The following is a 21,928-nucleotide window of genomic DNA, read 5'->3' as shown; positions in this document are numbered from 1 at the left end:
ATCCGCCTTACAGCCCCGCCGTGGAAGCCAGGTAGCGCTCCAGCACCGCCAGTTCCGCGGCGCTCGGTGCGCCCTTGCCGGTGATGCAGGAATAGATGTTCCCGCCGAAGCCCTGGCGCGGATAGCTGCTGGTGAAGCCCCAGCCGAGCAGCAGCTGGTCGTTGCCGAACTCCGAATGGGCGAAGCTCGCCGCGCCGGTGCCTTGCACCGCGCCGTTGACGCGCAGCTGCTGCGCTCCCGGTGCGGAGGTGATCGTGACCACGGCCGGCACGTTCGGCGCCAGCGCCGCGCCGCCGGTCAGCGTCACCGGATTGCCCATCGAATCGAGCCACTTGCCTTGCGGCCGGCTGGCGTCGAACGCGATCTCGGTGGAGAACGCCCCGTCCGCGCTGGAGGCCTGGAACACGATGCCGGTGTTGCCCGCGCCGGGCACGCTCACGGCCGCGATCACGAAGTGCGGATCGTCGATGTGGTACGGGATGCGGTTGCGCGGGTTCGGCTGCAGGCCGGGCACGGCCCACGGCTTGCGGCACCAGAAGCCGTGGCAGTCCCAGTGGCTGTGGTCCGAGTTCTTGCGGCCGTTGGTGACGCGCATCACCGGCGGCGTCATGGTGCCCATCGCGGCGCCGCCCTCGGTGTTGGTCCAGTTGATCATCTCCATCGCGTTGCCGACGGAAGAACCGTAGCCCGAATCCGAGATCGCCCGCACCGCCTGGCCCGCGCTCGCCGGCACGCCCTGCAGGTAGTCGGTGTGGCCGTCGGCCAGCTCCCACTTGCACGCCGCGTACTTCGCCAGGATCGCCAGCGCCGCGTCGGGCAGGCTGGTGGCGGCGTAGGCCGCCGGATCGGCCAGCGAGAACACCTTGCGCGGCGGCGGCAGGTTGGGCGCCGATGCGCTGGAGTAGGTGAGCGTCGCGACCCTGTTGGGCGCCGGCGTGAACGTGTACGAGTCCTCGCTGTTGGCACCGGCGGCCAGCGTGAGCGTCGCCTTGGACAGCGAGCCGCCGTTGCTGGAAGCCACGTTGATCGTCACCGGGCTGGCGAGGTAGCCGCGCGCGTGGACGGTGATCGTGACCGAACCGCCACCGGGCGCCCAGCCGGCCCCATCGTCGAAGATGGTCGCCTTGGCCACGCCGGCCGCGGCCTTCATCGGCCCGGACATCGGCGGCTCCAGCGTCTTGTTCTGGTGCCAGCCGGGAACGTGGTTGATGCCCCGGTTGCGGTAGTACCAGTGGCTGCCGCCGGCCCAGCTGTACACCTCGGTGCCGGTCTGGCGCGCGTAGTTCATCAGGCGCTGGTACGCCTCCTGCCAGCGCGGGTCGTCGAGCGGCATGCCGGTTTCGGTCAGGGCCAGCCTGGCGCCGTGCTTCTGCACGAAGTCCACCGCGAACTTGAGGCGGTCGACGCCGGTGTTGTAGTTCACCGGCACGGCGCCTATGCCCGACGTGAAGTTGCGTGCGGCTTCCAGGTCCCAGTCCAGCCCGTTGCCGTTGCTGAACGCGTCCAGGTAGCCGTGCACGTCGTAGATGATGTTGGGCGCCGCGATGGGGAAGCCGGGGTTGTCGGTGCCCAGCGTCCAGGCGCCGCCCCAGTTGTTGCCGGTGACATAGATCGGCGTCGCCTGGTCGATGCCGCGGATCGCCTCCACGGCGGCCTTGGCGAAGGCGGGCCAGATGGTGAGGTCCTGGTCCCAGCCCTCGAAGGCCTCGACGGTCTCGCCCGGCTTGGGCATGTAGAAGGGCTCGTTCATGAGGCCGTAGCCGCCCAGGCCCGGATGGCCGGCCCAGCGGCGCGCGATCCGCGCCCAGATGTCCATGAAGTGCCCGATGCGCAGGGTGGCCCCCGGCGCAAGCGCCATGATCCGGGTCTGGACCTGCGTGGCGTCGGTGGTGAACGAGTGGATCAGCGGGTTCGGCGGCTTGACCAGGCCGCGCACCGACCCGTCCGGCTGGTACACGAAGTCCAGGTAGCGGCAGTAGTTGTGCAGGTCGATCATGCACTTGATGCCGGCCGCGGCGTGCGCGTCGAGCACGCCGGTGATGTAGCTCTCGTAGCCAGGATGGAACGCGCCCGGCTCGCCGAGCGCGGCCCGCGTGGCGGCGTTGGCGTTGGTGTCGTACAGCATGGGCTGCAGCATCTCCCACCGGATCGGCAGGCGCGTCTTGGTGTAGCCGTTGGCGGCCAGCCAGGCGATGTCCTCGCGCCGCGGCACCGTGAAGTTGATGTTGGGCACCGTGCTGCCGCCGAAGCGCAGGCCGGGGCCGGCCACTTCCATGCTGGCGATGTTGGTGCCGATGACGAACGCGCCGACCGGGGCGCCCTGTGACGTGGGAGGCGCGGCCACGGGTTGCGTGGCCGGGGGCGAGGCCGGACCGCTGTCCGGCGCCGCCGGCGCTGCCGCGTCCGTGGGGCCGCCGCCGCCGCCGCCACCGCAACCGGTGAGGACCACGGCCGCCGCGGCGGCCGTCTTGTTGAAATCTCGTCGCTGCATCTGTGCGTTTCCTCGTCGGTGGCCACCGCGAACACCTGTGGCGCGGAAGCTCGTCCGGCAGTATCGGAGGCTCGGCCTTTGCCGTGATGGCCCGAAAGAGCTATCGCCGGTGAAATGGCTCCGCTCCTACAGTCGGCACGGACCCTTCCTACAGGGCTCGCGGCTGAGCCGCATCGATCATCGCGGCTCAGGCACGCGGCGCCGGCCGGACGCGTCGGCGCCTCCATCCAGGACAGGCAAGGGAGAACATGGCAACGATTGACAACAGCCCATGGGTCGGCTCCGGCGACAGCCGCGTCACCGGCGAGGGACAGCAGACGGCCCCGGCCGTCGCCGCGCTGGCGGGGGGCGGCTACGTGATCGCGTGGCTCGTCGAGGGCAGCGTGAACGGCATCGACTTCTCCGGCGTGCGCGCGCAGCGCTTCGACGCCGGCGGCGCCAAGGTCGGCGGCGAACTGGTGCTGAGCAGCGGCCCGGCGGCCGGCGTTCCCGACCTGGCGGCGCTGGCCGACGGCGGCTTCGTCGCCACCTGGGACGCGCGGCCCGATCCGGCCGGTCCCACCAGCTATGTCGCGCGCCGCTTCGACGGCGCCGGCAACGCGGTGGGCGGCGAGTTCCAGCCCAACGCCGCGGCCAACCTGCACCACGCGGCGTCGGCGGAAGCCACGGCACTGGCCGGCGGCGGCTACCTGGTCGAATGGTGGGCGGACATCGGCGCGGGCTGGGGCCCCGCGGTGCAGGTGTACACCGCAGGCGGTGCGCCCGTGGGCGGCAACAAGGCCCTCGGCTACGAGGCGCCCGGCAATCCGTACGGGGAAGGCACGCACATCCACGCGGGCGGCACCGCCGCCGCGAGCGACGGCGGTTTCGTCGCGGTCTGGTCGGCGTCCACCGCGTACGTGCCGGGCAGCGGCTCGATCGCCCACGTCTACGCACAGCGGTTCGACGCCGCGGGAAGCGCGGTTTCCGGGCCGGTCGAAGTCGCCACCTCGTCCAGCGCGTCGTTCCTGGTGCAAGGCGTCGAGGCGGCGGTGCTCGCCGGCAGCGGCGAGCTCGTGGTGTCGCTGCGCGGCATGCTGCCGGACGGGCGCACCCAGCTCACGGCGCAGCGCTTCGACGGCGCCGGCCATGCCACCGGTCCGGTGCAGACCATGGTGTTCGCGGACGTCGTGATCGACTCCAAGGTGACGGCGCTGGGCGACGGCGGCTTCGTGGTGTCGTGGCTGCACGGCGCGACCGAGCAGCAGACGCTCTTTGCCCAGCGCTTCGACGCCGGCGGCGCGAAGCTGGGCGACGCGGTGCTGATTGGCAGCGGCAAGGCTCTGTATGCGCATTACAGCGTGACGGCCACGGCCAACGGCGGCGCGGTGTTTGCCTGGGACGACGGCCGCCTGGACCTCGGCGACGTGTATGCGGAGCGCTTCGCGCCGAGCGCGTCGTCGGGCGGCGACACGGCCCCGCCCGGCGTGGTCGGGTTCGCGCCGGCCGACGAGGCGGTGTCGGTGCCGATCACCACCAATATCCAGCTGACCTTCGGCGAGACCGTGCAGAAGGGCGCCGGCAGCATCCTGCTGAAGAACTCGGCCGGCGCCGTCGTCGAGGCCTACGACGTGGCGAGCAGCGGCAACGTCACGATCAGCGGCAACATCCTCACCATCGACCCCACCGAAAAGCTCGCCTACAGCACCGGCTATTCGGTCGAGATCGCCGCCGGCGCGGTGCGCGACCTCGCCGGCAACGCGTACGCCGGCACGACCACGTACAACTTCACCACCGGCGGCCCGCCCGACGGCCCCGCGCCGTCGCCTGAGGTTGTCGGGACCGGCGGCCCCGACAACCTGGTCGGCTCGACCGGCGACGACCGCGTCTCGGGCGGCGGCGGCAACGACACGCTCAACGGGCGGGGCGGCAACGACGCCATCGATGGCGGCGACGGCACCGATACCGCGATCATCGAGACGACGATGGCCGGGGTGCAGGCGTATTCGTTCGCCAACGGGGTCATCACCGTGACCACGGCGCTGGGCACGCAGACCCTGGTGAACGTCGAGCGCGTGCGCCTGAACGACGGCCTGTTCGCCTTCGACACGCAGGGCCCCGCCGGTGAAACCTGGCAGGCCGCGGCGATCTTCCATGCGGGTTTCGGCCACGTGCCCGGGGCCGGCGAGCTGAGCCGCTGGACCGCGGCGGCCGACGCAGCGCCGACGATGGGCGCGCTCGCGCAGCAGATGATCGATGCCTACGCGCCTGGCGTTTCATCGCACACGCTGGTCGCCCATGTCTACACCCAACTGGTCCACCAGGCGCCGAGCGGGGAGGTGGTGCAGAGCTATGTCGACCAGATCGGCCCCGGCCGCCAGTTCGCGACGCAGGGCGACCTGCTGGCGTACGCGGCGTCGCTGTCGCTCAACACGGACGGCATGGCCGGCTTCGTCGGCAGCATCCAGCAGCTGGAACCGGACTGGTTCTGAGGTGGCTCTCGGGTTTTCCTTTGCGGGATCGCCCGGCGCCCACTTGGTGCATGATCGCGGCATGCAAGAAGGAGTCACCATGGAACGTCCCGAGCACGACGAAACCCCGGCCGCCGCCACGGCCGAGCCGCGCAATGCCTTTCTCGAGGAAAAGGCATTCAAGTCCCGCACCGTCCTGATCTTCGGCGAGATCACCGACCGCTCGGCCGGCGACATCGCGCGCCGCCTGATCGCGCTCGACGCCGACAGCTCGGCGCCGATCGACATGCTGGTGAGCTCGCCCGGCGGCCACCTCGAGTCGGGCGATGCGATCCACGACATCATCCGCTTCATCTCGGCGCCGGTGAACATGATCGGCACCGGCTGGGTCGGCAGCGCCGCGACGCACCTGTACCTGTCGGTGCCCAGGGAGCGCCGCTTCGCGCTGCCCAACACGCGCTTCCTGATCCACCAGCCATCCGGCGGCGCCGGCGGGCCGGCCAGCGACATCGCCATCCACGCCCAGGAGATCATCAAGGCCCGCGAGCGCGTGGCGCGCATCATCTCGCGCGAGACCGGCCGCCCCCTGGACAGCGTCCTGGTCGACATCGAGCGCGACCGCTGGATGTCCGCCGAGGAGGCGATCGAGTACGGCCTGGTCGGCCGCATCATCGAGCGCAAGACCGACCTGAAGCGCTGAACCGCGGCGCGGCTCGCGCCCCGGGTTACCACCAGGGTTTCTGACCGGGCTGCGGCACGCTGTGGCAGCGCTCGCACGTGTACATCGCGGAGAAGGCGACGGTGGCGTGGCAGACGCCGCACGCCTGTCCGCGCAGGATCTGCGCCATGTTCATCGCGTTGGCGCCCGCCTTCGGCACGAACAGGCCGTCGTGGCAATTGCCGCAGGTGAGCCACGGCGCGTGCGCCGCGTGCGGGAAGCGCACGTACGGCATCTGCGCGGTGTTCTTCATCACGATGTCCAGGTCCAGCGCCTGCACTGGCTCGCCCCCGCCGGCCACCGCCGCACGCGGCTCGATGGCGCCCAGCCTCAGCGCTTGCGACCAATCGGGCTTGCCGCGCTTGTCGGGAGGCAATGCGGAAAAGGCTTCCTGCGGCTGCTGCAGCCGCCGCGCATCCGGGTTGGCGGGATCGTGGACCGGTGCCGGCGCGTCGTCGGTCGGCGGCTCGGGCGCGGCGCCGAACAGGTCGGCCGCCCGGGGTTCGGCATCGGCAGCGCCGCCTGGCTGGGCCACGGCGCTCCCGAGCACGCAGGCGATGCCGATGGCCAGCGCCGCGATGGCTGCTCGTGCCGGCTGCTGCATTCGGTCGCGTGCTCGGGGTTCCATCGGTGCTCTGCCTGCGCGATCGTAGCGGACCGCGCCCCGGGTCCGGGCCGAAGTCGCGCGGACTTTCGCGCCGCCTTGACGAATGCCGCAGCGTGCGGCCGGCAGCGGCGCCGTGGACGCAATCATTGACGTGGCGCAAAACCGCGCCGCGGGCAGGTGCCTACCTTGCGGGGCATGGCCCTCCATGCCCAGGCATCACTCTCGCGGCGCGGGCTGCTGTCCGCCGCCGCGGCGGCCTGCCTGCCGCTGCCGGCATTGGCGACGGCGATCTATACGCCGCATGAATTGAGGCAGGCGTACCGGCGCGAGGTGCGCCAGCGGCTGGACGTGCCGCCCGAGGAAGTGCGGGTGTACGGCGGCGTCTCCGAACTTCAGTTGTTCAGCGGCCGGCAGGAACTGCTCGCGCCTCAGTACCTGCTGGTGGTCGACCGCAATCCCCATGTGCAGGCGGCATTCCTCTTCTGGCGGCTGGTGCCGGGCTCGTACGAACTGGTCGGCGCCTCGCCGGTGTCGACCGGCCGCGACCCCGCCAGCGCGGTGGACGCCGTGCGCGGCCTGCTGGAGGAAGTCGTGGCCGCCGACGGCGCCTGCCCTACGGCCGTCCCGCGCCCGTGCCGCAGCAGCGACCTGCGGGTCTACGACTTCGGCTGGCCGCGTGGCCACGCCCGCTCCGCGCGCCGGGACCTGCGGGTGCGGGTGCGCGGCGCGGACGGCGCTGCCGCGCGGCAGCTGGGCCGCCCCTGCGCCGAAGACTGCATCCTCCTGCCGGCCAGCCTCGTCATGTTCCTCGACGAATACGGCGTGCTCGACGAAGGCAGTGCACGGCCGCAGCGCCATGTCCTGCCGTTCCGGGGGCGGCACCTGCTGGTGGTCGACAGCGAGCGCGACGAGCGCCCCGGGTGGAGCCCGCCGCCCCTGGCCTGACGGCTGTCGCGGCCACCGGCATGCGATGCGCCGGTAACCTCTGCAACAGACCATGACCGATGCAGGCTGGCGAGCGTGCAATTTTCCCTTGGAAGTGGCTCGTCCGCGGGGGCCGCCCCGGCAACGCCTCGTCACAAATGCAGGACACGCGTCCCTGGCCGCCGCGGGTCGATCCATGCGTAATGGCTTCGACAAGAAGGTTCTGTGCAGGGATGCGAGGCCGACATGACGAACGCCGAAGACAAACTCAGGGAGTGGCAGGTCCTGTACCGGGAATGGTCGGAGCTGGAGCACCGCCTCCAGTCGCGCGCCGTGGAGGAAGGCGGCCCACCCGCCGCCGAGCTGAAGATCCGGGCACGCTCGCTGCAGCAGCAGTGCGCATCGGCGCTGGCGGCGCTCGACTCCGCGGTGGATGCCATGCGCCAGAGCCGCGAACGGCGGGAAAACATCTCCTGAGCCTGCCGGCGGCGCTATCCCTGGAACCCGCCCTGCGCCAGGAACCGCAGTTCCTCCCCGGTGCTGGCGCGGCCGAGCAGCCCGTTGCGGTGCGGAAAGCGCCCGAAGCGGCCGATGATGTCCCGGTGGTGCAGGGCGAAGCGATACGGCTCTCCGCCCAGCGCCGCCGTCTTCGCCACCGAGAGCTCCTGGTCGGCTGCATTCTCGGCGTGCATCAGCGGCAGGTACATGAAATTGCGCAGTTCCAGCGGGACCTGCTCGTCGAGCCCTCTCGCGAGCGCCGCCCGGGCGATGCCCTGGGCCCGTGCGTCGGTCGCGTACATGCGGGCGCCGCCGCGAAAGGCGTTGCGCGGGAACTGATCCAGCAGGATCAGGAGCGCCAGCGCGCCGTCCGCGCCGGCAGCCCAGCCGTCGAGTTCGCCGGCGGCGGCGCGTTCGTGCAACGCCAGGAAGCGCTCGCGGAACTGCGCGTCGAAGGCGTCGTCCTTGCGGAACCAGCGCGCCGGCCCGGCGTCGCGCCAGAAGCGCACGACGGCCGCCGCTTCGTCGGGTGTGTCTTCCATGCGCCCGATTGTGCGGCGCCTCAGGCGCCGGCGCTGGCCCCGCGGCCCGCCGCCGCCTCGGCCAGCGGGAAATGGCGAGCCAGTTCCTCCAGCGTGTCGGCCACGTTGCGGTGGTGCACGAAGATGCCGCCGGCGGCCTCCCACAGGTGCCGGTGCTTGAGCGTGTCGTCCACCAGCACGTCGCCGGGATGGCAGTGGTCGCGCTTGTCGACGGCCATGCACGTGATGATCCGCGTGCCGGGGAAATGCTGCGCGGCCCAGCGTACCTTCTGGCCGGCCGCCCAGGTGCCGCGCGGCAGGCCGGTGAGGATGATCGGGTCGAGATGCCGCACGGCCTCGAACAAATCCATCGCGCCGGGCAGCGGCGGCAGCCGCGCGTAGAAGTCGGGCGCAGTGGCCAGCCGCTGCCAGAACTTGCCCGGGCCGTAGCGCTTCATGAAGCTCTCGGCGGACATGCCCAGGACCGCGCGCGCGCCGTGCTCGAAGTCGGCAAGGACGCCGTCGCAGTCGAGATAGAGCTGGCGGGCCTTCACGGGAACACCGCCGGTTCGAGTCGCACCGGGATCGGCGGCTCGATCGCCTGCCAGCCGTGCCGCGCGATCGCATCGTTGCTCTCCCTGGCCTTGCGGCCGGGCGAGAGCGACCACGTGATGTGGTACGTGCCGCCGCCGGGGCGGTCAGTGCTGCCGTCGACACGCACGACCAGGGCCTCCACGCCGCGCCGGTCGTCGCTGCGGCCCACGATCTCGGCGCGGCACGGCGGCGGCAGCGGCGCGTCGGCGGCGACGCGCGGCTTGAGGGTCACGTGGTCGGCGATCGCGCGCGAGTACTTCGGCGGCAGGCGCTGCAGCAGCGTGCGCCGCTGGTCGGGGTCGACCTTCCAGCCGATGACGTGGTCGCCCGAATTCGCCTGTTCATGGGCCTCGATGGCGGTAAGCATGAAGCGATGATCGCCACGCCGCGCCGGCGCCGGTATCGGCGCGGTGGCGATGACGATGTAGGAGAGCGGACGACGCGCGCCGCCGGGTCAGCCGTCGGCCAGGCTCATCACGGCGCGCCGGGTTCCGCCTTCGCCGACCGGCACGCCCAGCGCGACCAACGCCGCCTCCACGCCCGCGATCGCGCCAAGGATCACGGCCTCGTTGCAGTCGCCCAGGTGGCCGATGCGGAACGCGCGTCCAGCCAGCGGCCCCAGCCCGCCGGCCAGGCCGACCTGGAAGCGCTCGCGCGCGACGCGGCGCAGCTGCTCGACGTCGATGCCCGGCGCGACGGTGATGGTGGTGACCGAGGTCGACCGCGCGGCCGGCTCGCGCGCGAAGAAGTCCACGGCGCCGCCGGCGCGCCAGCCGTCGACGGCCGCCTGCACGGCACGGGCCAGCCGCGCATGACGCTGCCACACGGCCTCGACGCCTTCGCTGAAGACCAGGCCGAGCGCCGCTTCCAGCCCCAGCAACAGGTTCTGCGGCGGCGTGCCGCAGAACTTGCGATACGACTGGTCGTGCCGGCGGCGCACCCAGTCCCAGTAGAAGCGCGGCGCCGGGTTGCGCTGCGCGGCGGCGAAGGCGGCGGCGTTCACGGCCATGAAGCCGACGCCCGCCGGGCACATCAGTCCCTTCTGCGAGGCGCCGACGGCCACGTCGACGCGCAGGTCGTCCATGGCGAACGGCGCGGCCGCCAGCGTGGACACCACGTCGGCCACCAGCAGCGCCGGATGGCCGGCGGCGTCGATGGCGCGGCGGATCGCCGCCAGGTCGTTGGTGATGCCGGTCGCCGTGTCGGCGTGCACCGCGAAGACCGCCTTGACGGCATGGCCCTGGTCCTCGCGCAGGGCGGCTTCCACGGCCGCCGGATCGATTGGCCAGCCCTCGCGCCACGGCGTGCGCACCACCCGGCGGCCCAGTCCTTCGGCCTGTTGCGCCCACGATTCGCTGAAGTGGCCGGTCGCCGGCACCAGCACGCTGTCGCCGGGCGCGAGCAGGTTCTCGATGACGGCCTCCCACACCCCGTGGCCGTTGGCCGCGTACATGAAGATGTCCGATTCGCGCGTGCGGAACAGGCGCCTCAGGCCGTCCTCGCAGGCGGCGATGTTGGCGTCGACGCGGGCGTCGCCGAGGTCCATCGGCTGCACGCTCATCGCGTGCAGCACCTCGTCGGGGACAGGAGTGGGTCCGGGGGAGTGCAGCAGGCGGCGGCCCGGAATGCGGGTGGTGGTCATGGCAGGCGGGATCGTACCTTTCCTTTCTTATGGCGCCAGCTCGATCCACACCGGCGCGTGATCGCTCGGTTTCTCGCGGCCGCGATGAGCGGCGTCCACGCCATCAGCGACCAGCCGTGCGGCGAGCCCCGGATCCAGCAGCAGGAAATCCATGCGAAAGCCCGCGTTGCGCCGGAAGGCGTCGGCGTTGACCCAGAAGGTGTAGATCCGCTCGCCGGGGCGCCGGTGGCGCGTGGCGTCGACCCAGCCTTGCGCCAGCAGGCGGGCGTACGCCTCGCGCGTCGCCGGCTGCAGCACCGCGTCGAAGCGCCACAGCCACGCGTTGTAGATGTCGGCGTTGGTCGGCACCACGTTGAAGTCGCCGGCCAGCAGCACCGGGCGCCCGCGTTCCAGCAGCGCCTGCGCGTGGCCGACCAGGCGCTCGAACCAGGCCAGCTTGTAGTCGAACTTCGGGCCCGGCTGCGGATTGCCGTTGGGCAGGTAGACGGAGGCGACCCGCAGGCCGTGCACGTCGGCCTCGAGGTAGCGGGCCTGGCCGTCGGCGTCGTCGCCCGGCAGGCCGCGCCGCACTTCCACCGGGCGCTCCCCGCGCGCGAGGACCGCCACGCCGTGGTGCGAAGGCTGGCCGTGCCAGACCGCGTGGTAGCCGGCGGCCTCGATGGCCGCGGCCGGAAAGGTCGCGTCGCCGGTCTTGATCTCCTGCAGGCAGGCGATGTCGGGGCGCGTTTCCTCCAGCCATTCCAGCAGGCGCGGCAGCCGGCCCTTGACCCCGTTGACGTTGAACGTGGCAATCTTCATGATCCGCTCCCATTCCAGCACGAACGAGCATCACCTCGCGTCAGACGCATGCACATCCGCCCCGACGATCTCTCCGGCCCGCGCGTGCGGGCGCTGCTCGACGAGCACCTCGCGAACATGCGGCAGTTGTCGCCGCCCGAGAGCGTCCACGCGCTGCCGATCGAGGCGCTGCGCCGGCCCGACGTCACCTTCTGGACCGCCTGGTCGGGTGTGGAACTGCTCGGCTGCGGCGCGCTGAAGGAACTCGATCCGGCGCATGGCGAGATCAAGTCGATGCGCACGGCGTCGGGCCATCGCCGCCAGGGCGTGGCGCGCGCCATGCTGGCGCACATCGTGGCCGAAGCGCGCCGGCGCGGCTACTCGCGGCTGAGCCTGGAGACGGGGTCCGACGCGCCGTTCGAGCCCGCGCAGCGGCTCTATGCCGGCTTCGGCTTCACCGCCTGCGCCCCGTTTGCCGACTACGAGGAAGACCCCAACAGCGTGTTCATGACGCTGGCGCTCTGACGCCCGGGCGGCGGCAAGCTGAGCAATACCGCGCCCGTACAATCCGCGGACTTTGCCAGCAGCAGCATCCTCCCCCGACGTGGGCTCGGCCGTCGCCGATCGCACCGGTCCACGCGCGGGGCGTCTGCTGGCGCCCGAGCTGGGCTCCATCGGCATTCCCGACACCGAAATCGGGCGCCTGTTCCGCGCGACGGACTGGGCCGCCACCGCGCTCGGCCCGATCGACCAATGGCCGCAGAGCCTGCGCATCGCCGTCGGCATCTGCCTGAATTCGCGCTTCCCGATGTTCGTGTGGTGGGGACCGACGCTGGTCAACATCTACAACGACGCCTACATCCCGATCCTCGGGCGGCGCCACCCGCGCGCGTTCGCCCAGCCGGCGCGGGCGTTCTGGAGCGAGATCTGGGACGTGCTCGGGCCGCAGGTCGACATGGTGATGGGGGAAGGGCGCCCGACCTGGAACGATCGCGTGCTGCTGCGGATGGAACGCAACGGGTTCCCGGAGGACACGTATTTCACCTGGTCGTACAGCGCCATCCACGACGACGACGGCGCCATCGCCGGACTGTTCTGCGCCTGTTCCGAGGAGACCGCGCGCGTGAATGCCGAGCGCGAACGCGACCGCCTGATCCGGGACGCGCAGGGTGCGGCCCAGACGCTGCGCACCTGGTTCGACAACGCGCCCGGCTTCATCGCCTTGCTGCGGGGGCCCGAGTTCGTGTTCGAGATGGTGAACCACGCCTACTACCAGCTGGTCGGGCATCGCAAGGTCGAGGGCTTGCCGGTCTTCGAGGCGATGCCCGAGGCACGCAACCAGGGCTACGAGGAACTGCTGCAAGGCGTCTGGCGCACCGGCCAGCCCTTCGTCGGCCGTGGCATGCGGCTGCGGGTGCAGAAGGAAGCCGGAGGACCGGTCACCGACTCGTTCATCGATCTCGTGTACCAGCCGGTGCGCGACGCCGCCGGCACGGTGATCGGCATCTTCGCGCAGGGGCACGACGTCTCGGAGCAGGTGCGCGCCGTGCAGGCGCTGAAGGACGCCGACCAGCGCAAGGACGAATTCCTGGCCACGCTCGCCCATGAACTGCGCAACCCGCTCGCGCCGATCCGGCAGGCCGTGGCGCTGGCGCAATCGCCGCGCGTGGAAGCCGACCGCCGCGCCTGGGCCCTGGACGTGATCGAGCGCCAGTCGAGCCACATGGCGCTGCTGCTGGAGGACCTGCTGGACGTGTCGCGCATCTCGCGCGGCCATCTGCAGCTGCGCCTGCAGCAGGTGAAGCTGCAGGACGTCGTCGCGTCGGCCGTCGAGACCGTCAAGCCGCTGGTCGACCGCAAGCACCATCGCCTGGACGTCGCGCTGCCGCCGCAGCCGGTGGAGCTGTCGGCCGATCCGCTGCGGCTGGCGCAGGTGCTCACCAACCTGCTGTCCAACGCCGCCAAGTACACCAACGACGGCGGAAGCATCGAACTGGCCGCCACTCGCGAGGGCGCGCAGGTGGTGATCACCGTGCGCGACGACGGCATCGGCCTGGCGCCCGAGGCGCAGGCGCAGGTCTTCGAGATGTTCTCGCAGGTGGCGCCGGCCATCGAGCGCAGCGAAGGCGGGCTGGGGATCGGCCTGGCGCTCAGCCGGGGGCTGGTCGAACTGCATGGCGGCAGCATCGCCGTGCGCAGCGCGGGCGCCGGCCGCGGTTCGGAGTTCATCGTGTCGCTGCCCTGCCTGGCCGCGCAGGATGCGCCCGCGGAAGCGCCCGTGGCGGCACGGACGGCGGGCGCCGCGTCGCGCCGCGTGCTCATCGCCGACGACAACCCCGACGGGCTGGAGAGCCTGGCGGCGCTGCTGTCCATGCACGGACACGAGGTGCACGTGGCCGCCGACGGCGGCGAAGCGCTGGCCCAGGCCGGGCGCGTGCGGCCCGACGTGGCGCTGCTCGACATCGGCATGCCGGGCCTGACCGGCTACGAAGTCGCAAGGCGCATCCGCGCGAGCGACTGGGGACAGCGGATGCTGCTGATCGCCCTGACCGGCTGGGGACAGGCGCAGGACCAGGCCCGCGCGCGTGCCGCCGGCTTCGACCACCACATCACCAAGCCGCTCGACCTGGAGCGGCTGCTGGCCCTGCTGGCGCCGGCCGAAGCCTGAGCGTGGCGCGCGCCTGAGGCCGCAACATTCTGCGGCCGAGCTTCACAGTTCTTCACGCACCGCTTACCCCGCAGCGGTCCTCGCGCGCGACGATGCAGGCGTTGGAAGGAACACCGGCTGTCGTGCACCACGCAGCCGGCAAACTCAGGAGAAACTCGATGAACCGGAAACTACAAGCCGTGCTGGCCGCCTGCGGCGTCGCGCTGGCCACGCAGGCAGCGGCCCAGATCACCCTGTATGGACGCGAGGACTTCCAGGGCCGCTCGTTCCAGACCGAAGAACGGGTCCGGAACCTGGAGCGCTACGGATTCAACAACCGCGCCTCGTCCGCCGTCGTCGAGCGCGGCCGCTGGGAAGTCTGCGAAGGCCCGCGCTTCGAGGGCCGCTGCGTCGTGCTGCGCCGGGGCAGCTACCCGTCGCTGCGCGAGATGGGCCTGAACAACGCCGTGTCATCGGTGCGCCGCATCGAGCGCGACCGCCGCGCCGACGACGACCGCTACCAGGAGCAGCCGCGCTACGTGCAGCCGGCGCGCCCGGCTTTCTACGACGTGCCGGTCACGTCGGCGCGGGCCGTCGTCGGCCCGCCCAGCCAGCGCTGCTGGATCGAGCGCGAGCAGGTCGCGCAGCCGGCCTACGGCCAGCCGAACATCGGCGGCGCGGTGATCGGCGGGGTGGTCGGTGGCCTGCTGGGCCACCAGGTGGGCGGCGGCAGCGGCAAGGATGCGGCGACCATCGGCGGCGCGATCGCCGGCGCCGCCATCGGCTCGCAGGTGGGCGGCGGCAATGCCGTGGCCGGACAGCGCGACGTGCAGAAGTGCCAGCAGGTCGTCAACACCCAGCCGGCGTACTGGGACGTGACCTATGTCCACGCCGGCGTGCAGCACCGGGTGCAGCTGGCCTCTGCGCCGGGCGCGACCATCCGGGTGGATGCCGCCACCGGCGCGCCGGTCGTCGCCGGCCGCTGAGAAGGCGCGCTCAGGTAGCCGCGGCGAAGGCGCCGCGGAACGCGTCGCAGAAAGCCGGCGTGCCGGTCAGCGTCAGGCTCAGCGTGATGCGCGGGGCGCCCGGCGTGCCCGGCTTCAGCTCGAGGCGGCCGGCGCCTTCGTCCCAGCGGACGTCCAGCGGCGCCGGCACCTCCTGCACCCCCTGCAGCTCGAAGTCCCAGTCGCCACCCTCGTCGAGCGGCGCGCGCACGCCGGCGAATTCACGGTGTGCCCAGTCGAGCACGCGCGCGAGCTCCTGCTGCAGCGCGGGCAACTGGGCCGCGTTGACCGAGGCCATCGCGTCGAAACTGCCGTGGCCCTGCGAGTCTTCGCTGTAGTCGAAATCCAGCCAGTCGAGCGTGAAGGTCGCCATGGGCACAGTGTCGCCGATGCGCCCTGATTACACTCGGGGCCACACGAATCAGGCAGCAATGGAACTCTTCTTCGCGGCCGCGCTGGCCGCGACGGCCTTCTGGACGATGCGATCGCAGGAGCAGGGCCGTCGCATCGCGCTCCTCGGGCGCCACCTGGCCCGCCACCAGATCGAAAAGCACATGGAAACGCTGACGCAGGGCTACCTGCGCGCGCTGGGCGAGGACGACGCGCAGCGGCGCGACCAGATCTGGCTCCTGCTGCGCGCAAGCGAGCGTGCGCTGCGCAGCCAGTTCGCCAGGATGGCGGCCGACTTCGCGGGCACCGACGCGGCCCAGGCACGCGTGAGCAAGCTGCCTTTCTACGTGCCGTTCGCGACCCGTTTCGCGCCGGCGGCCACCTTCGACATGCGGCAGGCGCTGGCGCTGCACGCGCGCGGCATCGAGCGCGCGATGGAAGGCACCGAGGTGTCGCCGCGCGACCGCGCCTTCACCATCTCCGCCGAACTGCTGCTGATGCAGCACACCTGCCACTGGTTCTGCCGCTCGCGCATGGTGGCGTCGGCGCGCACCCTGGCCCGCCACAAGACCTCGTACGACCAGCTGGTCGCCTCGGTGTCGCCGCAGACGCGCGCGGAGTACCTCGCGCTGACGGCCCTGGGCCGCGCGGCCGAGGCCTGAAGTCGGCAGCGGCCTACGGCACCAGTGGGCGAGGGCGGGCGCGAAGCGCCGGCGCGCCAGCCGAGAATCGATCCGATGAAGAACCTGCCCCGCATGGTGCTGCACGCCGGCGAGCACCAGATCGACGCCTACGTCGCGCGCGGCGCGCAGGAGCGCGCGCTCGGCCTGATGCACCGGCAGTCGCTGGCCGAGAACGAAGGCATGTTGTTCGTGAACGGCGAGCCGCAACCCCAGAGCTTCTGGATGAAGGACACGCCGCTGGCGCTGTCGATCGCCTTCGTGCGCGACGACGGCACCATCGTCGAGCTGGCCGAAATGGACCCGCAAAGCACCGAGCCGTGCAGCTGCGAGACCCCGGTGCGGTTCGTGCTGGAGATGAAGCGGGGGTGGTTCGGCGAGCGGGGGATCGAGCCCGGCGACCGGTTGAGCGGACCGGTCTTTGTCGGCTGACACCTGTCCGCGCCAACCCCGCCAGCGTGCTGCGCATGACCAAGCGGCTGCAGCGCGAAAGCAAGCATGCGACGCTGGAAACGCTGCTGGAGCTCTCCGCTTCCGGTCAGGCCAGCGCGCACATGGAACCGGACCACCACGAGGCGGTGCGGGCGTTCGTGGAGAAGCGGACGCCGCGTTTTTCCCGAGCCCGGTACGCGCGGCGCCGGTCAGAACTCCTTCCAGCCCTGGTCGTCCTGCGGCGGGCTGGACGCCAGCGGCAACTGGGCAACGGTCGGTTTCCTGCCTGGCCCCTTCGTGCCGCCGGTCGGGAGCGACGGCGCGCCTGCCGCGACACTCCGGCTCGTGGCCTGGGCTTGCGCGATGACCTCGCGGGCCCTGGAGTCCGTCCCCAGCTTGAAGGCGCTGACGGCGTCGACGAGGGCGTTCGACTGTTCCTTGAGCGACTGCGCTGCCGCGGACGCCTCCTCCACCAGGGCGGCGTTCTGCTGGGTGACCTGCTCCATCTGCGCGACGGCCTGGTTCACCTGCCCTATGCCGGAGGCCTGCTCCTGGCTGGCCGCGCTGATCTCTCCGATGAGGTCGCTGACCCGCTTGATGCTCGCGACCACCTCCTGCATGGTCTCGCCAGCGCGGGCGACCAGCGCGGTGCCCGAGTCGACCTTGCCGACCGAATCGTCGATCAGCCCCTTGATTTCCTTGGCTGCGGCCGCCGAGCGCTGGGCGAGGCTGCGCACCTCCGCGGCCACGACCGCGAAGCCGCGCCCCTGATCGCCGGCGCGAGCGGCCTCGACGGCGGCGTTGAGCGCCAGGATGTTGGTCTGGAATGCGATCCCGTCGATCACCGTGATGATGTCGGCGACCTTCCGGGACGCCGCATTGATCCCGGCCATGGTTTCCACGACTTCGCCGACCACGGCGCCGCCGCGGCTGGCCACTTCGGACGCGCTCTGGGCAAGCTGGTTGGCCTGGTGCGCGTTGTCGGCACTCTGCCTGACGGCGCCGGTGACTTCCTCGATCGAGGCGGCAGTCTCTTCAAGGCTCGACGCCTGTTCCTCGGTGCGTTGCGAGAGATCCTGGTTGCCGGAGGCGATCTGTGCCGAGGCCGTGGCGATCGCGTCCGTACCCAGCCGCACGTGGCCCACGACGCCCGACAGGGCCGCTGTCATTTCCTTCAGGGCGCCGAGCAACTCGCCGGTCTCGTCCCGGCTCGTCGCCCGCACCTGCACGGTGAGGTCGCCTGCCGCGACGGTCTTGGCGATCCGAACGGCCTCGGCGAGGGGGCGCGTGATGGCGCGCGTGATGAGCAATGCGAAGCCGATGGAAACGAGCAGGATGACGGCACTGGTCCACAGCACCACAGCCCGCGCGGTGGCCAGGGCGTGCGTGACGTGGCTTTCGGCCTCGGCGACCAGCTTGTGGTTGGCTTCCTTCAGCGCCGCGATCGCATCCGCCAAGGGCTTGTCGCCGCCACTCACGGTCTTGTCCATCTCGGCCGGGCCAAAGCCGTTCGCCCGCAGGTCGACGAGCTTGGTCATCGCGGCGCGATACGCCGTCACCGCCTCGCCGATCTTCTTCAGTTGCCCCGTTTCGAGCGGCGTGTTGAAGCCGAGGGCCGTGTAGGCGGCGGCAGCCTTCTCGATGGCGGCCATGTCCGCCTCGAACCTCTTGTTGTAGTCCCCACCGCGCAGGATGTAGTTCTTGAAGTGCTGGACACCCCGGGCGAGGGCGCCCGACGCATCGTCGGCAAGATCCTGTTTCTTCAGGACGATGTTGATCAGTTCTTCGGACTCGTCGCGCGCGACCCCGATCCTGTCGAGGGTGACGGCGGCGAGAACCGCGATGAGGACGAGTACGACGCCGAACGCCAGAAAGAGTTTGGTGCCGATCTTCAGGTGACGGAACATGGGTCAGTGCTTTGCATATGGTTGCTCCCCGGATCTCGAGTTGTGCGTACGACGTCAATGGAAGCGGGCATAGCGCATCCATTGGTGGCAGTCTGAGTGACTGCCTAATCCTTTTTCTTGACTGGAATCAGGTAACGGGTTGCGTCTGCGTCCGGGCGCACAGTCGTTTTCGTACTCGCACTAAGGAATCCACGCAACGCACACTGCGGACGCCGTGTTCAGCCCAGCGCGTCCAGCGGGCTCATCGTCCCGCCCGCAGAGATCTTCACCACGTGCGTGTAGATCATCGTCGTGCTCACGTCGCTGTGACCGAGCAACTCCTGCACCGTGCGAATGTCGGTCCCCGCCTGCAGCAGGTGCGTGGCAAAGCTGTGACGCAGGGTGTGCGCCGTCACGTGCTTGTCGATCCCGGCGAGCGCAGCGGAACGCCGCAGCGCCCGCGACAGGCGCTCCTCGAACAAGTGGTGGCGCCGCCGCACGCCGGTCCGCGGATCGACGGCAAGCGTCGGCGACGGAAACACCCAGTGCCACGACCACGACTCGCCGGCGCGCGGGTACTTCGCCGCCAGTGCATCGGGCAGGAACACGCCGGGCAGCTGCGCGATGCGATCGGCTTCCCACAGCCTGCGCGAGCGGGCCAACTGCTCGCGCAAGGGCCGGTCGAGCGCACGCGGCAGCATCACCGCACGATCCTTCGCGCCTTTGCCTTCACGCACCACGATCACCCGGCGGTCGAAGTCGACGTCCTTGACGCGCAGTGACAGGCCCTCGGCGAGGCGCATGCCGGTGCCGTACAACAGGCGCGCGAGCAGTCCCGCTTCGCCTTCCATCACCGACAGCAGCCGCTGGCATTCCAGCGCGCTCAGCACGGCGGGAATGCGGCGCTTGCGCACTGGCCGGCCGATCTCCTGCAGCCACGGCAGTTCGCTCGCGAGCACCTCCTTGTACAGGAACAGCAGTGCACTCAGCGCCTGCCGGTGCGTGGACACGGACACCTTGCGCTCGGTGGCCAGCATGGTGAGGAACGCCTCGACGTCGCGCTTGCCTAGATCGCGCGGATGCTTGAGGCCGTGGAAGTGGACGAAGAACTTCGCCCAGTACACGTAGCTCTGTTCGGTGCGCAGGCTGTAGTGCAGATAGCGCAGGCGCTCCCGCAGTTGCCCGAGCAGACGCATCGACTGGAACGGCGGACGGGCCGCCCCATTGCGGCTTCGTGCGCCAGTTTCGAAGCTGTATATGCGTACAGTATGCTCCCCAGGCCGGCACGTTTCAAGGGTCGGCGAGGCTGCCGAGCCCAGGCGCCGACGCACGCGCATCGACGCAATCCCGCGCCGCCGCGGGGTTCCTCGCCATTTTCGTGAGCACCGGGACTGGGCGGGAATTCGACAATGCCTTATAAGTCAAGCACTTGCTGCACCCGAAGGAGCTTCCCAGGTGAATGCGTTCCCATGCTATCCCGCGCTGATGCGGGCTATATCAAGTTAGCCAGCATAAGGAGACCCCTGTGGCACTCGAACAGCAACTCACGGATGCCCTGGTGCAGGGCTACTACGACGCTGGGAAGAGGGCAGGCTATTGGGGCCGCCGCTTTCTTCAAGCTGTTAAGCGCAATGGAGGGCTACCCACGGTCAAACGGATGCTGTTGCCACGCAACGAGCAGCAGCGCAAAGGCCTGGACGCTTTGCTGGAGGCTGGGCATCCGGAGCTCACTGTCGAGGCCATCATCCTGCAGGACCGCTTCAAACCGCTCTTCTCCGCGACAGAGCTGCACACCGCGGCCGAGCGCTTAGGCGCGTACTCGAAGAAGCTGAACCTCATAAAGACGAAGGGGCCGAGTCCATTTCCCGATGAACTACCGCCCGGGCAGCAGTACGCTGAAGGCGCGAAGAAGTACGTCCGAGTCAACGCGTACGAGCGAGACTCTAAGGCGCGGAAGGCGTGTATCGCCCACTACGGGGCTGTCTGCGTCGTTTGCAGCTTCTCCTTCGAGAAAACATACGGCCAGCTCGGAAAGGGCTTCATTCACGTGCACCATCTGAAGCCGCTTGCACTCACGGATGGTGAGTACGAGGTCGACCCCATCGCAGACCTACGGCCGGTTTGTCCGAACTGCCACGCCATGTTGCATCAGGAGAATCCGCCGATGTCGATCGAGGAACTCAAGGCCGCGCTCAATGCTGGCTAACAGGTCGTTCGACACGGACACGCACCGGCATTGCGCCCCAGGCCGTGCGCGGGAGCATACGTCCTGCGGCTCAATGCCGGTGCGTGCCGGTCAACTCCGACGTTAAGACTCATGGCAACCACGTTCAAACTCGACAGCGGTGCAGTGGACTACCTCAATTGGATTGGTCGCTCGATCCACGAGTGCGACCTGCCCGCAAACTCTCGCGTCCGAGCAGCAGCAAGTTGTCTGGCGATTGCGCAGGACCACCATCACGCGATCGTCGTATTGCTCGATCACTCGCTGTTCGCGTCTAGCCTCTCGTTGGTAAGGTGCGAATTTGAAGCGTATGTCCGAGGCGAATGGCTGGCACTCTGCGCGACGGACGATGAAGTCGAAGCTTTCACCCAGGGCGCCGAACCGCCTCCAATGCGAACGCTTCTTGAGCAATTGGAGCAAACGCCCGCCTTCTCCGCGAAGGTGCTCTCGAAGATAAAGGCGAATGCTTGGAAGGCGATGTGCGCATACACGCATACCGGCGGCCTGCATATTCAGCGCTGGGTAACAGAGGAAGCCATTGAACCAAACTACTCCGCTGACGAAATCCAGGAGGTTCTGTCGTTTGCGGAAACGGTAGGCTCTCTTGCAGTAGTCGGTGTCGCCTATTTGGCCAACGATGACAAAGTGGCTGAGAGCGTTTTGGCCAAGTTCACGGAACGCACCGAGAGACGAGTCTTAACATGTCAATCGACACGGACACACAACTACCACGCCTGCGGCGTGCCGTCGTGTGCCGGTCATTTTTACGTTATGCCGCATGAATCCGACTCCCGCCATGCTCGAAGCCGCCGCTGAAGCTGCCGCGGCGTTCTTGGAGCGAGAGGGCGCGCGCCGTGATCTTCCGTTTCTGCGGGCTTTCCCCCAGAACTCCTGCGAGGCGGCAAGCGCTATCTTTGCTCTGGCTATTGCCGCGAAGTATCGCGCCGCGAACGTTCACGTCGCTCATGGCTATGACCGCGAGCACAACTCGTCGCACTTCTGGGTGGAGGTCGCAGATTACTTCGCCGATCTCACGGCGCACCAGTTCCGGACCCACTCGGGGCCGATCACAGGCCGATGTCCCAATCCGTTTGAAGTGCAATTTCCTGACGTGGAACGGGCCAGTCCGGAGGCGGCATTGCAGCGGTTCTCGCCCGCCAGCCGAGCGGCGTATGCCCTTGCCGCAAGCGATCTGGAGAAGGCCCTTGCGGCATAACAGGTCGGTCGACTCGGACACGTTGCGGCAAGGGGCCGCACGGCGCCGTTGGAAGCCGTGCACCGTGCGGCCCCTTGCCGCAATGTGCCGGTCACCTTCACGTTGAGGCTGTGCAAAAACTCCCGCGGAGGTTCGCCGGCCGGTCAGCGTTTCTGACTAGTTAAACGTTGACCAGGCATCGCCGCCCCTGCCGATGCCATGCCCCGCTACAAACCTGTAGACCGCAG

22 protein-coding genes are annotated in these 21,928 nt (G+C 69.8%); 12 read left to right on the top strand and 10 right to left on the bottom strand.

Annotation, left to right across the window (positions count from 1 at the left end; all coding sequences use genetic code 11):
• Positions 1-7: 7 nt before the first annotated feature.
• Positions 8-2,491: a glycoside hydrolase family 5 protein gene (locus RAMLITH_RS06125; RefSeq protein ID WP_168106506.1), complete on the bottom strand. Its 2,484-nt coding sequence runs from the start codon at positions 2,489-2,491 to the stop codon at positions 8-10.
• Positions 2,492-2,739: 248 nt separating this feature from the next.
• Here RAMLITH_RS06125 and RAMLITH_RS06120 point away from each other — a divergent pair, with 248 nt between their 5' ends.
• Together RAMLITH_RS06120 and RAMLITH_RS06115 are read left to right on the top strand one after the other, a co-directional pair.
• Positions 2,740-4,962 (top strand): Ig-like domain-containing protein, encoded by a 2,223-nt coding sequence (locus tag RAMLITH_RS06120; RefSeq protein WP_168106505.1) that lies wholly within the window; start codon positions 2,740-2,742, stop codon positions 4,960-4,962.
• Positions 4,963-5,041: 79 nt separating this feature from the next.
• The gene (locus RAMLITH_RS06115) at positions 5,042-5,641 is read left to right on the top strand and encodes an ATP-dependent Clp protease proteolytic subunit (protein WP_168106504.1); all 600 of its coding nucleotides are present in this window, start codon (positions 5,042-5,044) and stop codon (positions 5,639-5,641) included.
• Between the two features lie 25 nt (positions 5,642-5,666).
• Here RAMLITH_RS06115 and RAMLITH_RS06110 read toward each other — a convergent pair whose 3' ends face one another.
• A complete protein-coding gene (locus RAMLITH_RS06110; protein ID WP_168106503.1) occupies positions 5,667-6,287 on the bottom strand; it encodes a c(7)-type cytochrome triheme domain-containing protein in 621 nt (206 codons plus the stop codon).
• Positions 6,288-6,461: 174 nt separating this feature from the next.
• Between RAMLITH_RS06110 and RAMLITH_RS06105 the strand changes: the two genes are divergently transcribed.
• Both RAMLITH_RS06105 and RAMLITH_RS06100 read left to right on the top strand, forming a co-directional pair.
• Complete coding sequence (locus RAMLITH_RS06105; protein WP_168106502.1) at positions 6,462-7,211, top strand: hypothetical protein; 750 nt, start codon at positions 6,462-6,464, stop codon at positions 7,209-7,211.
• A 225-nt stretch (positions 7,212-7,436) separates the two neighbouring features.
• A complete protein-coding gene (locus RAMLITH_RS06100) occupies positions 7,437-7,667 on the top strand; it encodes a hypothetical protein (RefSeq protein ID WP_168106501.1) in 231 nt (76 codons plus the stop codon).
• A 14-nt stretch (positions 7,668-7,681) separates the two neighbouring features.
• On the opposite strand, the gene RAMLITH_RS06095 is transcribed toward RAMLITH_RS06100, so the two are convergent.
• From RAMLITH_RS06095 to xth, 5 genes are all read right to left on the bottom strand, one after another.
• Positions 7,682-8,230 (bottom strand): DUF924 family protein, encoded by a 549-nt coding sequence (locus RAMLITH_RS06095; protein WP_168106500.1) that lies wholly within the window; start codon positions 8,228-8,230, stop codon positions 7,682-7,684.
• 20 nt (positions 8,231-8,250) lie between these two features.
• Positions 8,251-8,763, bottom strand: coding sequence for a 5' nucleotidase, NT5C type (locus RAMLITH_RS06090; protein ID WP_202883244.1), 513 nt, complete (start codon positions 8,761-8,763; stop codon positions 8,251-8,253).
• Positions 8,760-9,170, bottom strand: a complete 411-nt coding sequence (locus RAMLITH_RS06085) for a hypothetical protein (protein WP_168106499.1) — start codon at positions 9,168-9,170, stop codon at positions 8,760-8,762. Before RAMLITH_RS06085 ends, RAMLITH_RS06090 begins: the two co-directional genes overlap by 4 nt.
• A gap of 87 nt (positions 9,171-9,257) precedes the next feature.
• Entirely contained in the window at positions 9,258-10,445 is a 1,188-nt protein-coding gene (locus RAMLITH_RS06080) for a pyridoxal-phosphate-dependent aminotransferase family protein (protein ID WP_168106498.1), read from the bottom strand.
• 27 nt (positions 10,446-10,472) lie between these two features.
• The gene (gene xth, locus RAMLITH_RS06075; RefSeq protein WP_168106497.1) at positions 10,473-11,243 is read right to left on the bottom strand and encodes an exodeoxyribonuclease III; all 771 of its coding nucleotides are present in this window, start codon (positions 11,241-11,243) and stop codon (positions 10,473-10,475) included.
• A gap of 48 nt (positions 11,244-11,291) precedes the next feature.
• Between xth and RAMLITH_RS06070 the strand changes: the two genes are divergently transcribed.
• The 3 genes from RAMLITH_RS06070 to RAMLITH_RS06060 all read left to right on the top strand — a co-directional run bounded on the left by RAMLITH_RS06070 (position 11,292) and on the right by RAMLITH_RS06060 (position 14,855).
• On the top strand, positions 11,292-11,747 hold the full coding sequence (locus RAMLITH_RS06070) for a GNAT family N-acetyltransferase (protein ID WP_168106496.1): 456 nt from the start codon (positions 11,292-11,294) through the stop codon (positions 11,745-11,747).
• A gap of 52 nt (positions 11,748-11,799) precedes the next feature.
• On the top strand, positions 11,800-13,890 hold the full coding sequence (locus RAMLITH_RS06065) for a hybrid sensor histidine kinase/response regulator (protein WP_168106495.1): 2,091 nt from the start codon (positions 11,800-11,802) through the stop codon (positions 13,888-13,890).
• 158 nt (positions 13,891-14,048) lie between these two features.
• The gene (locus tag RAMLITH_RS06060; RefSeq protein WP_168106494.1) at positions 14,049-14,855 is read left to right on the top strand and encodes a beta/gamma crystallin-related protein; all 807 of its coding nucleotides are present in this window, start codon (positions 14,049-14,051) and stop codon (positions 14,853-14,855) included.
• A 10-nt stretch (positions 14,856-14,865) separates the two neighbouring features.
• On the opposite strand, the gene RAMLITH_RS06055 is transcribed toward RAMLITH_RS06060, so the two are convergent.
• Positions 14,866-15,246: a hypothetical protein gene (locus RAMLITH_RS06055; protein WP_168106493.1), complete on the bottom strand. Its 381-nt coding sequence runs from the start codon at positions 15,244-15,246 to the stop codon at positions 14,866-14,868.
• A gap of 58 nt (positions 15,247-15,304) precedes the next feature.
• Here RAMLITH_RS06055 and RAMLITH_RS06050 point away from each other — a divergent pair, with 58 nt between their 5' ends.
• Both RAMLITH_RS06050 and RAMLITH_RS06045 read left to right on the top strand, forming a co-directional pair.
• The gene (locus tag RAMLITH_RS06050; RefSeq protein WP_168106492.1) at positions 15,305-15,925 is read left to right on the top strand and encodes a hypothetical protein; all 621 of its coding nucleotides are present in this window, start codon (positions 15,305-15,307) and stop codon (positions 15,923-15,925) included.
• A 75-nt stretch (positions 15,926-16,000) separates the two neighbouring features.
• Positions 16,001-16,375: a DUF192 domain-containing protein gene (locus tag RAMLITH_RS06045; RefSeq protein WP_168106491.1), complete on the top strand. Its 375-nt coding sequence runs from the start codon at positions 16,001-16,003 to the stop codon at positions 16,373-16,375.
• Between the two features lie 209 nt (positions 16,376-16,584).
• On the opposite strand, the gene RAMLITH_RS06040 is transcribed toward RAMLITH_RS06045, so the two are convergent.
• Both RAMLITH_RS06040 and RAMLITH_RS06035 read right to left on the bottom strand, forming a co-directional pair.
• A complete protein-coding gene (locus tag RAMLITH_RS06040) occupies positions 16,585-18,282 on the bottom strand; it encodes a methyl-accepting chemotaxis protein (protein WP_181017759.1) in 1,698 nt (565 codons plus the stop codon).
• A gap of 218 nt (positions 18,283-18,500) precedes the next feature.
• Positions 18,501-19,520: an integron integrase gene (locus RAMLITH_RS06035; protein ID WP_337786132.1), complete on the bottom strand. Its 1,020-nt coding sequence runs from the start codon at positions 19,518-19,520 to the stop codon at positions 18,501-18,503.
• A 266-nt stretch (positions 19,521-19,786) separates the two neighbouring features.
• Here RAMLITH_RS06035 and RAMLITH_RS06030 point away from each other — a divergent pair, with 266 nt between their 5' ends.
• From RAMLITH_RS06030 to RAMLITH_RS06020, 3 genes are all read left to right on the top strand, one after another.
• Positions 19,787-20,467: an HNH endonuclease gene (locus tag RAMLITH_RS06030; protein WP_337786111.1), complete on the top strand. Its 681-nt coding sequence runs from the start codon at positions 19,787-19,789 to the stop codon at positions 20,465-20,467.
• Between the two features lie 111 nt (positions 20,468-20,578).
• Positions 20,579-21,301, top strand: a complete 723-nt coding sequence (locus RAMLITH_RS06025) for a DUF6988 family protein (protein WP_168106489.1) — start codon at positions 20,579-20,581, stop codon at positions 21,299-21,301.
• Positions 21,282-21,701, top strand: coding sequence for a hypothetical protein (locus RAMLITH_RS06020; RefSeq protein WP_168106488.1), 420 nt, complete (start codon positions 21,282-21,284; stop codon positions 21,699-21,701). Before RAMLITH_RS06025 ends, RAMLITH_RS06020 begins: the two co-directional genes overlap by 20 nt.
• The last annotated feature ends 227 nt before the right edge of the window (positions 21,702-21,928 follow it).

This window comes from Ramlibacter lithotrophicus, from assembly GCF_012184415.1.
Classification (GTDB): Bacteria; Pseudomonadota; Gammaproteobacteria; order Burkholderiales; family Burkholderiaceae_C; genus Ramlibacter; species Ramlibacter lithotrophicus.
Note: the sequence above shows the minus strand (reverse complement) of the source record. Positions and strands in the feature narration are given on the sequence as shown.

What these genes read in the sequence shown, in the direction of transcription:
- RAMLITH_RS06060 (WP_168106494.1), top strand. Translation starts at nt 14,049, where the DNA reads ATGAACCGGAAACTACAAGCCGTGCTGGCCGCCTGCGGCGTCGCGCTG.
- RAMLITH_RS06125 (WP_168106506.1), bottom strand. Translation starts at nt 2,491, where the DNA reads ATGCAGCGACGAGATTTCAACAAGACGGCCGCCGCGGCGGCCGTGGTC.
- RAMLITH_RS06110 (WP_168106503.1), bottom strand. Translation starts at nt 6,287, where the DNA reads ATGGAACCCCGAGCACGCGACCGAATGCAGCAGCCGGCACGAGCAGCC.
- RAMLITH_RS06120 (WP_168106505.1), top strand. Translation starts at nt 2,740, where the DNA reads ATGGCAACGATTGACAACAGCCCATGGGTCGGCTCCGGCGACAGCCGC.
- RAMLITH_RS06040 (WP_181017759.1), bottom strand. Translation starts at nt 18,282, where the DNA reads ATGTTCCGTCACCTGAAGATCGGCACCAAACTCTTTCTGGCGTTCGGC.
- RAMLITH_RS06020 (WP_168106488.1), top strand. Translation starts at nt 21,282, where the DNA reads ATGCTCGAAGCCGCCGCTGAAGCTGCCGCGGCGTTCTTGGAGCGAGAG.
- RAMLITH_RS06070 (WP_168106496.1), top strand. Translation starts at nt 11,292, where the DNA reads ATGCACATCCGCCCCGACGATCTCTCCGGCCCGCGCGTGCGGGCGCTG.
- RAMLITH_RS06115 (WP_168106504.1), top strand. Translation starts at nt 5,042, where the DNA reads ATGGAACGTCCCGAGCACGACGAAACCCCGGCCGCCGCCACGGCCGAG.
- RAMLITH_RS06080 (WP_168106498.1), bottom strand. Translation starts at nt 10,445, where the DNA reads ATGACCACCACCCGCATTCCGGGCCGCCGCCTGCTGCACTCCCCCGGA.
- RAMLITH_RS06055 (WP_168106493.1), bottom strand. Translation starts at nt 15,246, where the DNA reads ATGGCGACCTTCACGCTCGACTGGCTGGATTTCGACTACAGCGAAGAC.
- RAMLITH_RS06105 (WP_168106502.1), top strand. Translation starts at nt 6,462, where the DNA reads ATGGCCCTCCATGCCCAGGCATCACTCTCGCGGCGCGGGCTGCTGTCC.
- RAMLITH_RS06025 (WP_168106489.1), top strand. Translation starts at nt 20,579, where the DNA reads ATGGCAACCACGTTCAAACTCGACAGCGGTGCAGTGGACTACCTCAAT.
- RAMLITH_RS06100 (WP_168106501.1), top strand. Translation starts at nt 7,437, where the DNA reads ATGACGAACGCCGAAGACAAACTCAGGGAGTGGCAGGTCCTGTACCGG.
- xth (WP_168106497.1), bottom strand. Translation starts at nt 11,243, where the DNA reads ATGAAGATTGCCACGTTCAACGTCAACGGGGTCAAGGGCCGGCTGCCG.
- RAMLITH_RS06045 (WP_168106491.1), top strand. Translation starts at nt 16,001, where the DNA reads ATGAAGAACCTGCCCCGCATGGTGCTGCACGCCGGCGAGCACCAGATC.
- RAMLITH_RS06050 (WP_168106492.1), top strand. Translation starts at nt 15,305, where the DNA reads ATGGAACTCTTCTTCGCGGCCGCGCTGGCCGCGACGGCCTTCTGGACG.
- RAMLITH_RS06095 (WP_168106500.1), bottom strand. Translation starts at nt 8,230, where the DNA reads ATGGAAGACACACCCGACGAAGCGGCGGCCGTCGTGCGCTTCTGGCGC.
- RAMLITH_RS06085 (WP_168106499.1), bottom strand. Translation starts at nt 9,170, where the DNA reads ATGCTTACCGCCATCGAGGCCCATGAACAGGCGAATTCGGGCGACCAC.